The 5,280-nt window shown below is 73.0% G+C and carries 2 protein-coding genes; one reads left to right on the forward strand and one right to left on the reverse strand.

Annotation, left to right across the window (positions count from 1 at the left end):
- The coding region (eccCa, locus tag FRZ03_RS35870; RefSeq protein WP_146469249.1) for a type VII secretion protein EccCa at positions 1-3,984 on the reverse strand (3,984 nt) is incomplete at its 3' end.
- A 423-nt stretch (positions 3,985-4,407) separates the two neighbouring features.
- Between eccCa and FRZ03_RS35875 the strand changes: the two genes are divergently transcribed.
- Entirely contained in the window at positions 4,408-4,809 is a 402-nt protein-coding gene (locus tag FRZ03_RS35875) for a DUF3040 domain-containing protein (protein WP_261399485.1), read from the forward strand.
- Positions 4,810-5,280: the final 471 nt, after the last annotated feature.

The raw sequence follows: 5,280 nt of genomic DNA on the forward strand, positions 1-5,280 counted from the left end.
CACCAGTCCGGTCTGTACGAGCTTCACCGAGCGGCGGGTGACGAGCTGGGCGCGGCCCGCGGGGAGGGTGCGCGGCTTGGCCTCGCCGAGGAACTTGCCCTCTTCCTTCGGGTAGGAGAAGAGCAGACCGGGGTTGCCCAGTTCCCACAGGCGGCGCAGCACCGGGTCCATCATGGCGCGCACCGAGCCGGAGGTGCTGCGGGCGACGACCAGGTGCATGCCGATGTGCAGACCCTGGGCGAGCAGCGGCACCAGCGGCGCCATCGGCGGCGGGGTGCCCGGGGTGCCGGAGAACAGGTCGTAGTCGTCGATCAGGACGAACAGCCGCGGTCCCTCCCACCAGTCGCGGCGGGCCAGCTGCTCCGGGCTGATGTCCGGGCCCGGCACCCGCTTGCCCACCGACACCGAGGCGCTGTTGGCGAGCTGGGTGAGGGCGTCGCTGTCCACGACGTACCCGACCCGGTACTCCTCGGGCACCGCGTTGAGCAGTCCGCGGCCCGGGTCGGCGACCATGATGCGGGCCTCCTCCGGGGTGTAGCGGGAGGTGATGGCGCGGACCATCAGGCGCAGCGTGTTCGTCTTGCCGGTCTCCCCGTCGCCGAACACCATCAGGTGCGGGTTGGTGGTGAAGTCGTGCCAGACGGGTTCCAGGCGCTGTTCGTCCCAGCCGAGGCAGACCCGCAGGTCGCCGTCGGCGTCGGGGAGCTGGGTGACCGGCAGCCGGGTCGGCAGCAGCCGGACGCCCGGCGCGGGGCGGCCCGTCCAGAAGGTGTCGATCTCCGCGACCGCCGACTTGGTGGCGGCGGTCAGGTCGCCGGTCTCGCCGGAGCCGTCCAGCCGGGGCAGCGCGGACAGGAAGTGGTGGCCGCCCGACGTCAGACCGCGGCCGGGCTGGTGCGGCACGGCCGCGGCGGTCCGCGAGCCGACCTCGGACTCCATGGAATCGCCCAGCCGCAGCTCGAACTTGGTGCCCAGCAGGTCGCGCAGCCGGGGCCGGAACTCCGACCAGCGCACGGCGGAACCGATCACGTGCAGGCCGAACGACAGCCCGCGCGCGGCCATCTCGATGACCCGGGGCTCCAGCTCCTCGTAGTCCTGGCGCAGCGTGCCCCAGCCGTCCACCACCAGGAACACATCGCCGTACGGGTCGTCGATCTCGCCCGCGGCCTTCAGCCGCCGGTACGCCGCCATCGACTCGAGACCGCGCGAGGTGAACTCCTCCTCGCGCTTCTCCAGGAGCTGCGTCAGCTCCGCCACGGTGCGCAGGACGCGGTCGCGCTCCAGACGGGTGGCGACCGAGCCGACGTGCGGCAGACCGGCCGTGGAGACCAGACCGCCACCGCCGAAGTCCAGGCCGTAGAACTGGACTTCCTCCGGTGTGTGGGTCAGTGCCAGGGACAGCATCAGGGTGCGCAGCAGGGTCGACTTGCCGGTCTGCGGGGCGCCCGCCACGCCGATGTGGCCGTCGGCGCCGGACAGGTCGGCGACCAGCAGTTCGCGCAGCTGCTCGAAGGGCCGGTCGACGATGCCCAGCGGCACCCGCAGCGACCCCAGCGAGGGGTGGTCCGCCGCGCTCATGCCGCGCACCGGGTCCGGGACGATGCCCGGCAGCAGCTGGTCCAGGCTCGGGGACTCGGTCAGCGGGGGCAGCCACACCTGCCGGGCGGGCGGCCCGCTCTCCTCCAGGCGCCCGATCAGCACCTCCAGCAGGCTCTCCGTGTTCTGCTCGTCGCCCGAGGCCCCGGCGGCCGCCCGGCGTTCGGCGGCGGCGGACGCCTGGAGCGCGGCGGACTGCGCCTCCAGCTCGGCGGCGCGCTCGGAGCGCAGCGTGCCCTGCCGCTCCAGGCCGAACACGGTGATCTCCTGGGCGGCGGCCAGCTGGGCGCTGTGCTCCGCCTCGCTCACCGGCTCGGGCGCGGCACCGGAGACGTAAGCCGCCTTGAACCGGACCAGGTTGGTGGTGTCCACCTTCAGATAGCCGTTGCCCGGCGCCGAGGGCAGTTCGTAGGCGTGCGAGACGCCGATGACGCTGCGCGACTCCATCGCGGAGAACGTGCGCAGGGCGATCCGGTACGACAGATGGCCCTCGACCTTGTGGATCCGGCTCTCGTCCAGCCGCTGGGAGGCCAGCAGCAGATGCACGCCGAGGCTGCGGCCCAGCCGGCCGATGGAGACGAACAGGTCCACGAACTCCGGCTTGCTGGCCAGCAGTTCGGAGAACTCGTCCACGATGATCAGCAACGAGGGCAGCGGCGTCAGATTCGCCCCGGCGGCCCGCGCCTTCTCGTAGTCGAACAGCGAGGAGTACCCGGACTCGCGCAGCAGCTCCTGACGGCGGATCATCTCGCCGTTGATGGAGTCGCGCATGCGGTCCACGAGGTGGATCTCGTCGGCCAGGTTGGTGATGACCGCCGAGGTGTGCGGCAGCCGGTCCATGCCGAGGAAGGTCGCGCCGCCCTTGAAGTCGACCAGCACCAGGTTGAGGATCTCCGAGGAGTGCGTGGCGACCAGGCCCATCACCAGGGTGCGCAGCAGCTCGCTCTTGCCGGAACCGGTGGCGCCGATGAGCAGACCGTGCGGGCCCATGCCGCCCTGCGCCGACTCCTTGATGTCCAGCTCGACGACCTCGCCCTCCTCGGTGACGCCGAGCGGCACCAGCAGCCGGGCGGACTGGGCCTGCCGGGGGCGCCACTTGGCGGTCACGTCGAAGGTGCGCGGGTCGCGGATGCCGAGCAGCGCGGTGAGGTCGAAGTCCGACTCCAGCGGCCGGTCCACCAGGTCGACGCTGCCGCTGGTGCGCATCGGCGCCAGCAGCCGGGCGAGCGTGTCGGCCTGGGTCCGGCTCACCGCGTCGGCCTCGGCGGTCACCGTGTCGTCGCCGGCCGGGAAGGCGACGCCGGTGCCGCGCGTGGTCAGCCGCAGCACCTTCGGGCCGCCGGTCATCGCGCCGGTCGCGTCCAGCAGGACGACGTTGCGCAGCCCGCCGTTGAGCAGCCGCGAGTTCTCGGGCAGCCGTACGCCCTGGGCCAGGACCACCACGAACGGCTCGGCCACGCTGGGGGAGGCGTCCGGGTCGTGGTCGGGGCGGTCCCGCACCTCGGTGCCGAGCAGGTCCATCAGCGCGTCGTGGTCCTCGGCGGCGAGCCGGGCCTGGCCGGCGTCGTCCTCCTCGTGCGGATGGGCGTTGTGCGGCAGCCACTTGAGCCAGTCCCACTCCTCGCGCGCCGACGCCCCGCCCAGCAGGGCGATCCGCAGCTCGTCGGGGGAGTGGAACACGGCGAGCTGCGCCACCATCGCGCGCAGCAGGGCGAGCGCGGGCTCCGGCTCGCCGGCCAGCTCCACGCTGGTGAAGCGGCGCAGCGCGACCGGGATCGGCAGCCGGGGCACGGTCTGGTGCGCCTTGGTGAACCGGCGCAGCGAGATGGCGGTCAGCGGCTCCAGGTCCTCCACCGGCTTGGTCTGCGGCGGCAGGAACTCCAGCGCGGCGCGCCGGACGCCCTGTCCGATGCGGACCCGGCCGAAGTCCTCGTGCGCCGGGCGGCGCTCCCACAGCCGGGGGCCCATCGCCAGCGCCCACAGCTGGCCCGGGTCGGGGTTGTCCCACAGCAGGGCGGCCCGCTGCTGTTCGGCGGCCTGCCGGGCCTGCCGTCGCTTCTGGGCGAGATAGCGCAGGTAGTCACGCCGCTCGGCCCGCATCCGGCGCCGGCGCTCGGCACCGGCCCGGCCGATCTGGGTCAGCGTCATGCTGACCATGGCGATGCCCATCATCCCGGACATCATGTACGTCGCCGGTCCGGCGCTGCGCATGGAGAACATCAGCACCATGGCGCCGGTGCCCAGCGCCATGGGCAGGTACATCAGCGCCGATCCGAAATCGGCGCTGGCCGGCTCCCCCAGAACCGGTGGCTCCGCCAGCTCTACCTGTCCCTCGGGGAGCTGCGGGCCCTCGGCGCGCGGTGATCGCTTGGCCACCACGGTGCTCAATGGCGCGGACCTTTCTGAGGCGCTCAAGTGGGTGTGACTGGTCAACCACTGCCGAGGGGAAGCGTGTTGTCCGCTTCGACTTGCGGAGGGCAGTGATCCACTAGTGGCCCGATGATAAGCACGGGAAGTCTGTGGTGGGTGAACGCATCTCAAGCCGTGACGCGCCAACGGCCAAATTTTACTTGTCTTTTGATCGATCGGGATGGTCAAGTCTGACTGATGTGCTGTCAATTGCGCCCAATGCTGGACATGTTGTCGGCCCTCGGGGTGTCGTCCGTCGTGCGCGATGTGAAAATGAACCTCTGGTAACCATGGCGTGAACGCGACATGCGGGCCCTCGGTGCTCACTGTGGGTGGCCGAATACCGACCTCGCGTGCCGCTTCGCTTCGGCCCGGCCGCCCGGGGGAACTCGGGGCGCGGAGATGGCCGAGCGCGGAGGAGGTGCCGTCGCCGTGGACGACTGGGAGATGTGGGACAGGCGCGAGGAGATACGGCTGTCGCCGCGCGAGCGGCTCGCGCTGCTGGAGATCGAGGCGCGCCTGCGCCGGGACCGGGGCTTCGCCCGCCGCATGGGCGAGGAGCCACGGGGACGCCGGGGCGGTGCCCGCCGGGGCCGCACGCGCCGGCGGGTCTGGCTGCCGGTGGGGGTGCTGCTGCTGGCCGTGGCGTCGGTGTTCTCGGCGGTCATGGGCATCCGCACCGAGGACCCCGGACTGCTGTGGTGCTTCGCGGTGCTGTGGCCGCTCACCCTCTTCCAGGCCTTCCGCCTGCTGTGCCGGGCGGCCCGCCGCAAGAGCCGGGCGGGGGTCAACTCCTGGCTCTGACGAACCTCCGCCTGACGACGCCGCGCTCCTCGGGCGCCGCTTCCGGTACGGGGACCCCGCGCTCGTCGGGCCGTCCGCAGCTGACCACTGCGGGGTGACGGCCAGGGGGACCAGGACCGGGGAACGGCGCGGCGGGGGGCCGGTGCGACGCCGGACGTTACGGCCGGGCGCGCGTCGCCACCCGGAAGCGGCACGTGGAGGTCACAGGGTCCGGCGGGGGCCTGGGCCGGGCGTGGGCAGCCGGTGCGCGATGACCGTGGAAGGCGCGGTACGGGAGTCGGCGCGGCGCCGGACGGGTCGCCGGGTGCGGGACCGGCGGGGACGCCGCCCGGGGGGCGGGGCGGGCACCCCGCGGGGGGGGGGAGCGGCCCGCCCCGGGCGTTGGGCGCGCGGGAGCCGTCGCCGGCGCCGTCAGCGGCGGGCATACTCGCGGAAGCCGCGGCCCGTCTTGCGGCCCAGGCAGCCCGCGGC

The sequence above is a fragment of the Streptomyces misionensis genome (genome assembly GCF_007896895.1).
GTDB classification, from domain to species: domain Bacteria; phylum Actinomycetota; class Actinomycetes; order Streptomycetales; family Streptomycetaceae; genus Streptomyces; species Streptomyces misionensis_A.

Bases quoted from the DNA above. Each gene is read 5' to 3' on its own strand.
- FRZ03_RS35875 (WP_261399485.1), top strand. From the start codon at position 4,408: ATGGCCGAGCGCGGAGGAGGTGCCGTCGCCGTGGACGACTGGGAGATG.